This window comes from Roseofilum sp. (assembly GCF_982964205.1).
In genome coordinates this window covers 1-5,918 of sequence record NZ_CEZBFX010000184.1, presented here as the reverse complement: position 1 = coordinate 5,918, position 5,918 = coordinate 1, and the positions used below count along the sequence as shown (strand labels likewise).

Annotated in this window: 8 protein-coding genes and 1 pseudogene; 1 reads left to right on the top strand and 8 read right to left on the bottom strand. The window is 44.1% G+C overall.

The window, feature by feature from the left end; translation table 11 throughout:
• Nucleotides 1-43 precede the first annotated feature (43 nt).
• The 5 genes and pseudogenes from AC3A14_RS23815 to AC3A14_RS23795 all read right to left on the bottom strand — a co-directional run bounded on the left by AC3A14_RS23815 (nt 44) and on the right by AC3A14_RS23795 (nt 2,650).
• Nucleotides 44-259, bottom strand: a complete 216-nt coding sequence (locus AC3A14_RS23815) for a GNAT family N-acyltransferase (RefSeq protein WP_318731724.1) — start codon at nt 257-259, stop codon at nt 44-46.
• Nucleotides 260-302: 43 nt separating this feature from the next.
• Entirely contained in the window at nt 303-983 is a 681-nt protein-coding gene (locus tag AC3A14_RS23810; protein WP_318731725.1) for a hypothetical protein, read from the bottom strand.
• A 90-nt stretch (nt 984-1,073) separates the two neighbouring features.
• Nucleotides 1,074-1,760: a Mo-dependent nitrogenase C-terminal domain-containing protein gene (locus AC3A14_RS23805; protein WP_413039098.1), complete on the bottom strand. Its 687-nt coding sequence runs from the start codon at nt 1,758-1,760 to the stop codon at nt 1,074-1,076.
• Nucleotides 1,761-1,805: 45 nt separating this feature from the next.
• A pseudogene (locus AC3A14_RS23800) lies at nt 1,806-2,147 on the bottom strand (cyclic nucleotide-binding domain-containing protein); the annotation flags it as partial.
• Nucleotides 2,144-2,650 (bottom strand): cyclic nucleotide-binding domain-containing protein, encoded by a 507-nt coding sequence (locus tag AC3A14_RS23795; RefSeq protein ID WP_318731727.1) that lies wholly within the window; start codon nt 2,648-2,650, stop codon nt 2,144-2,146. The pseudogene AC3A14_RS23800 and the gene AC3A14_RS23795, both read right to left, overlap by 4 nt.
• Nucleotides 2,651-2,779: 129 nt before the next feature.
• On the opposite strand from AC3A14_RS23795, the gene AC3A14_RS23790 reads away from it, so the two are divergent.
• Entirely contained in the window at nt 2,780-3,763 is a 984-nt protein-coding gene (locus tag AC3A14_RS23790) for an RpnC/YadD family protein (protein WP_318731728.1), read from the top strand.
• A gap of 29 nt (nt 3,764-3,792) precedes the next feature.
• Here the strand turns inward: AC3A14_RS23790 and AC3A14_RS23785 are convergent, their stop codons facing one another.
• Genes AC3A14_RS23785 through AC3A14_RS23775 form a run of 3 tightly spaced genes read right to left on the bottom strand, consistent with a single transcriptional unit; the run spans nt 3,793 to nt 5,820 of the window.
• Nucleotides 3,793-4,506 carry a helix-turn-helix domain-containing protein gene (locus tag AC3A14_RS23785; protein ID WP_318731729.1) on the bottom strand — a complete coding sequence of 238 codons (714 nt, stop codon included), beginning with the start codon at nt 4,504-4,506 and terminating at the stop codon, nt 3,793-3,795.
• A gap of 22 nt (nt 4,507-4,528) precedes the next feature.
• A complete protein-coding gene (locus AC3A14_RS23780; RefSeq protein ID WP_318731730.1) occupies nt 4,529-5,377 on the bottom strand; it encodes an Rpn family recombination-promoting nuclease/putative transposase in 849 nt (282 codons plus the stop codon).
• Between the two features lie 56 nt (nt 5,378-5,433).
• Nucleotides 5,434-5,820, bottom strand: coding sequence for a DUF2237 family protein (locus AC3A14_RS23775; protein ID WP_318731731.1), 387 nt, complete (start codon nt 5,818-5,820; stop codon nt 5,434-5,436).
• Nucleotides 5,821-5,918: the final 98 nt, after the last annotated feature.

Genomic DNA, 5,918 nt, shown 5'->3' with positions numbered 1-5,918 from the left:
TACCACCGAAAAAGGTCGCTATAGCGACCTTTGAGCTGCCTTGTCACCCCTTGAGAGTTTCAGGATTTAACTGGCGCACCCTCGCAGTTCCCACGGGTTTAGATTCTATATACGCTAGGAGATGATCCGCTTGTTCATCAAAGCCATCAAACTCTAAACTCGGATCGACTCCTTGTTCGTTTTGGAACACTTCTATGCGAATGTTGGCGATCGCCTCCTCTTGTTCCCCATAAGAGACTCGCTCAATCTCCACGTTCATCTTCGATTTCCTTATGCCACAGAAACATTCAAATTAATTGTTCTTAAAAGTCCTCTTGTGAAATACGAATGACTGGAGAGGTTGTAACTTCTTCATAAGTTGCAATGTTGTTATCCCGCTCTTCTTTCTGCCTAACTTTAACTTCGTTAGCTAAATCTTCTAATTCCTGAGAATACAGCCATTTATGTTTAACTTGTGTGGAGGTAGTATATCCACTTCCTTGAATCTTTCCTCCGGCCGCTTGGATAATAGACAGGACATTGGGTTTATACACCTCAAGCTCAAGCTCAATTGCTTTTTTTTGCCGTTTTAATTCTGCATAACGCTCTAATAAATCGAGTCCGTTAATTACCAGATCGACGATGGGTGTTAAGTCAATTTTGTTGCTATTTAGGGGAGGGTTAAAGTAGGAAATTGCTTGAGCTGCCATATTTTCTAAATCTTCATTATTAAACCATGTCATATAAGCAATATATTGAACATTTGATCGCTTGAAGTCCACTAATTTATCATGATTTTGCAACTGTTCGGATAGGTGGGTTGTGCTTATTCCAATGTAATGAACGCGATACCCGCTATCAACCGCGAAGTAAATACCTGGGAATTCGGGTAAATCCTGTAGATGTTTAAGGTTTGTTTTCACCAGTTTTTGGATAGTCAGGCTAGTAAAAACTGGAACAAGCTGTACGTCATCATCTTGTTTCTGTTCGATTTGGTTGGCCATTCGTTAATGTCCTCGGTTTTCTTTGTCTCTAGTTTAACCAACCTATATAAAAAGTTGGTTGTTTTTAAAAATTATTTACCTCAACTCAGGTTAAATATACCGAGAAATATCCTCCTTACAATCATCTGCCAGATAAGACAGAGCGCGGAAACGTAACCCCACCAACTGCTCATACAGAGGATTTAACTTACACATGGGGGGAATATGAACAATTTTATGCCCGAACAGCTTAATATCCCGTTCAAACGGACATTGAGGCGGGATCATTTTACAGAGGAATCGTGCCATATAAGGTGTATTAATATCTAAACCATCTAACCAATCCCGTACCGGATGTAAAACATCACCGTCTGGAAAAGTTTTTTGCAACTTTTCAATTAGCGCTTGGCGTTTTTGTTCGGGCAAGTTTTCGGATGTAATCAATAAAAACTTGAGAGCATCTAATACTTCATTCGAGGGTTCTAGTGCCGCGCAATACTCTTGTAATACCTGGTCTTCCTCTTCCGAATAGGTTCCATTCGCCAAGGCCATAATCACCCCAGTCCGCAGAAAATTCTCTGCTACTGAGGTTTCACGTCCTAAAACCGCTGCCAATTCTTCCCCAGTAATGGGTTTCAGGGAGCCTAAATTTAGATTAGTGCCCAACTCGTCTTTAATTAACTCAGCAATCAGCTCTTGTTCCTCTGGATTATATTCGCCATCAGCCCAAGCAACAGTTAACAACCCTCTTAACCAAGCCGTAATATGATGATTTAGAGTGCGGACTCTCTGACACAATAGGCGAATAATATTTAATCCCAATTCCGGATATTTTTCAATAGATTTATAGAGATTTTCTTGGGATAAAACCAAACATTTACACTCTTCTAGGGTAGTGACAGAAGCCGAATGAGATTGGGAATCTAAAACTGACATTTCTCCAAAATAGTCCCCCGGTTTGAAATGGGCTAACCTCAGTCCGCCGATATGGACTTCTACTTCTCCAGAGAGGAGAATATAGAGATAGGAACCGATTTCATCTTGACGGAAGATGGTGTGACCGGCAGGAAATTCGATTTCTCCCAATTGATTGGCAATTTCTGCTAAAAAACCATCATCTTCAGCTTTAATATTGCCAAAGATGGGGATATCTTTAAGCCGTTCCAGAGATTGTGTAGAGATCATGATAAAACTTGCTGTTGTACCTGGTGATAAAATAAGTCTTCCGATGCCCCAAAGAGGCGATTGAGTTTACGCACCCGTTGGCAGAGAACATTAATCATTTGGATGGCTACTTTGGGTCGTTCTTTAATGGCTCGATAAACTTGTTCTTGGGTTAAGACCAGACATTGACAAGGTTCTAGGGTTGTTACAGAGGCCGATCGCGGCCGGGATTCAAAGATCGCCATTTCACCAAAATAAGATCCAGGGGTCAGTTCTGCCAGTTGCACGTCATCAAAATGGACTTTGACCCGACCAGAAAAGAGAATATAGAGTAAATCGCCGCGATCGCCCTGAGCAAAAATGGTATGGTCTGCGGGAAACTGCACCTCTTCTAAATGAGTCGCTAACTGTTCTATGAACTCCGTTTGAGCGAGATCTTGGAAGATGACCAGCTTGGTTAAAAAATTGAGTCGGTCTGCCACACTGAGTGTGAGAGTTGTGCGATCGCCTGTATCAGTCACCATAGGCTTTAGATGAATTAAAACGGCCTGCTATCTAAGCTACCATGTCGTTTGGTTTCTGAGCAGTAGGGAAAACGTCCCAAGTCATGGGTTAAGCTTCTGGATCAGTAAATAGATTGGATCAGTATAGCAATGACCGATTATGACTCTCCTTGGAAAGAAGCCATCTCCCTCTACTTTCCCGAATTTATGCGCTTCTTCTTCCCCAACATTGCCACAGACATCGACTGGAGTCGAGGATTTCAATTCCTCGACACCGAACTCCAGAAAATCAAGCGGGAAACCGAAACTGGGCGACGAGAAGCGGATAAACTCGTTCAAGTTTGGCAACATAATGGACAAGAAACCTGGGTTTTACTCCACATCGAAGTCCAATCTCAGCCCCAATCAGAATTTGCCGAGCGCATGTATATTTACAACTCTAGGCTCTTCGACACCTATCGTCGCCAAGTCGTCAGTTTAGCTGTCTTAGCCGACGAGCGCTCCTCCTGGAGACCCCATCGCTACAAACGAAAACTGTGGGGATGCAAGTCGAGCTTAAACTTTCCCATAGTCAAGCTTCTAGACTACAATATCAGTGAACTAGAGAGTGACCCAAACCCCTTTGCGGCCATAGTTCAAGCTCATAGAGCCGCTCAAGCCATGGGTGAAAACCCAGAAAATGGCTATCCAAACAAACTTAGGTTAGTCAAAAGCCTCTATGAACGAGGATTATCCCGCCAGGATATAGTAGAGCTATTTCGGCTCATCGACTGGCTGATGGAACTTCCAGAACCAGAAGAGCGGCGGTTATGGGCAGAAATGGAAACCTTAGAGAAGGAGAAAGTCATGCCTTACATTACCAGTGTTGAACGCTTTGGAATTGAGAAAGGACGCGAAGAAGGACGCGAAGAAGGACGCGCTGAGGGGCAACAAGAAGCTATCCTTCGTATCTTGGCAGTCCGTTTTGTGGAGGTTCCAGCCGAGTTAAAAGAGCAAGTGAGGGCGAGAGCCAACTTGGAAGTGCTGGCAGAACTGTTGACTCAAGCTGTAACAGCCGAATCTTTGCCCTCTTTCCAAACCGTAGTGGATGAAATGGCTACATCAGCACAAGAGCCAGATAACCCAGAAGAGTGATGTTTCTCTCCTCAATGATCTGAGCCGGTTTAGAATTCCTCTAAAAATTGGTCAATTACAGCGACGGGTTCACTCGCACACTGTGGCTGGTCATAAATGCGGATCAGATCGATACCCGGAAGGCATTCCAAATCACTTAATTCTGGAATGGCTAACTCTTTTGACTGCACAATGAGTAAGCCAGATTTATCGTGATGCTGCACCAGGAGATCAAAAATATAACTTTTCCGACTATTGCCTATCGTCAGACGGAATTGGGGACTGACCAGAAAATTAATGTTGCGAGCTTCAAGAATTTCTGCAAGTGTGGCGACAATGGAGCAATGACAGGTTAGATTTTGCCAGCGAATAACGGCATCTTGTGAATAGGTCAAGGAATGAATATCCGAGGAAGAATCTGTAACCGCAGGTTCAATTAAATTAGCGACCAAACGAGAGCCAGCTAAATTCGCTCCACTGAGATCCGCACCACTCAAGTTAACCTCAATCACCAAATTGCGCTGAATATTCACTTTATGATGGTTCAGATAGCGACGAATAACCGCCTTCAAATTATCTTTTTTAACCCGCTCCCCTAACTCTTGAGAGAGTCGCTTCCACAGTTTAGCGCCCACATCCTTGATATAATCGGGATCGTAGCCCGTATCCTGGGCAATTTTACTGTAAGATTTACCTTCCCAAGATTGCCGAAAGACAATTTCTTGGACTTGAGTCAACGCTTCATAGTCCAAAATGGTTTCCACCCAAGTTAAGCTTCATCAACGGTCATTGGGGTAGACTAGCGAGCCATTCAGTTAAGTCCTGCTGTTGTTGGAAGTTAGGCATCGCTTCCATTAACCCTTGGAGTTGGGTAAATGAAAGATCATAAATTTTTTCTTCCGTCTCTGCTGCGATCGTGCCAATTTTCTGGCGTAACATCATTAAGACCGCTTCCTGGCGACCTTCTTGGCGACCTTGTTTAACCCCTTCCTTCATTCCTTTTTGCAGGATAAATTGATAGAAAGAAGAGTCTTCTAGCAAATCTTCGCGGAAGAGGTCTTGAATAATTTCCGGGTTGTGAATGAGTCCAGACATAATAGCAGTACAGGCGATGATTTCTTTGCGTTGATTGGGGTCAGGAATTTTGCGCGTGGCCTCTGCTACCTGTTGTAGCAGATCTCGCGGCGCATTGCTACGAGTCAGAGGGGCTAAAGGGAGAAGAGCAGCATCACTGAGGAAGGGAGTAGGATCTTGTTCCCACAGACGGAGGACACGATATTTGTGAAGGGTATTTTGGACTTGGAAGCGATCGACATAAACTTCAGGTGAGGTGGTTTGTTTGAGGAAAATGACGACTTGTTCAATGGTACAGTGATATTTGCGATAAAGCCTTAACCAATAGTCGATCATCCGCTCTGCTAAGGGTGGGTCAGCTTTAGGAATGCGCTCAAATTCCAGATGGAGGATCGTATCGGCTGCTTTGAGTAAGATTAAGGAGTCAGCACGAACCGGTTCAGTAGAGAGTTCAGTTTTAATCACTTGCACATTACTGGTATTGACTTGGGGAAGCAGCAAACGGACAAAACTGATTGGGTTTTGGGTTGCCAGGAATTTACAGGTGTTGTCAAAAGCCACAATCTACGAGAGACCCAAACGTGAAGTTTCTCCATAATTCTACCTTACATTCAGGGTTACTCTTCTGGGTCGATCGCATGGTCTTTCAGCAGTTCTAAGGGAATCGCGGCTAAGGTATTGAGATGGGTAGCAGATAGAACAACAGGAGGGGCAACGCCAGCTTCGAGGGCTTCTTTCCAACGGGAGGCACATAAACACCAGCGATCGCCACTTTTGAGTCCGGGAAATTGATACACTGGTACGGGGGTACTTAAGTCGTTTCCCTGTTCGCGAGTATAGGCTAAAAATTCATCGGTTACTTGGGCACAAACCACATGCAGACCGAAATCTCCGGGCCCGGTTTCGCAATATCCGGTGCGATAATATCCCGTCATGGGGTCAGTACAACAGGGTTGTAACGGTTCACCGAATACATTTTTGGCTTCCGATTGGGTTTCAGGCATGAGGTTTAAGCATTTGTTTTCCGTTTATTTTAATCCGTAGGAGAGCATTCTTCTATCCCTCATTCAGTTACAATTTGAGAGGATCGTCTTCTCCCCCT

Coding starts and splice junctions, on each gene's coding strand:
- AC3A14_RS23810 (WP_318731725.1), bottom strand. CDS start 983: ATGGCCAACCAAATCGAACAGAAACAAGATGATGACGTACAGCTTGTT.
- AC3A14_RS23775 (WP_318731731.1), bottom strand. CDS start 5,820: ATGCCTGAAACCCAATCGGAAGCCAAAAATGTATTCGGTGAACCGTTA.
- AC3A14_RS23815 (WP_318731724.1), bottom strand. CDS start 259: ATGAACGTGGAGATTGAGCGAGTCTCTTATGGGGAACAAGAGGAGGCG.
- AC3A14_RS23795 (WP_318731727.1), bottom strand. CDS start 2,650: ATGGTGACTGATACAGGCGATCGCACAACTCTCACACTCAGTGTGGCA.
- AC3A14_RS23790 (WP_318731728.1), top strand. CDS start 2,780: ATGACCGATTATGACTCTCCTTGGAAAGAAGCCATCTCCCTCTACTTT.